This is a genomic window from Acinetobacter sp. ABJ_C4_1, assembly GCF_044538495.1.
GTDB lineage: Bacteria > Pseudomonadota > Gammaproteobacteria > Pseudomonadales > Moraxellaceae > Acinetobacter > Acinetobacter nosocomialis_A.
On record NZ_JBIUCQ010000035.1, the window covers coordinates 1 to 384 of the forward strand.

Here is a 384-nt window from a genome sequence, read left to right on the forward strand (position 1 = left end):
TCGGTACGGGCACAGCAGCAACCGATGCAGTAAACAAAGGCCAGCTTGATGCGTTAAGTACGTCAAGCAACAACAAAACCGATGCCTTGGGCAACAGCACAGCCAACAATCTGGGTGGTGGTGCAAGTTATGACAGCACTACAGGTGCAGTAAGCTCACCGACCTATACTGTGAATGGCAACAACGTGAATAACGTTGGTGATGCGATCACGGCATTAGACAAAGGCTGGACACTACAAAGTAATGGTACCAATGCAGCTGCAGTAAAAGCTGGTGATACGGTAGACATTGGTACGGTTGCAGGTGAAACCAACCTGAAAGTGACCAAGACCGGCAATACAATTCAGTATGGACTGAATCGTGATCTGAATATTGACAGTGTAA

The 384-nt window shown here is 47.4% G+C and carries 1 pseudogene; it reads left to right on the top strand.

What is annotated here, in order from left to right:
* Positions 1–384 (top strand): annotated as a pseudogene (locus ACIF8R_RS18365) (hemagglutinin); the annotation flags it as partial.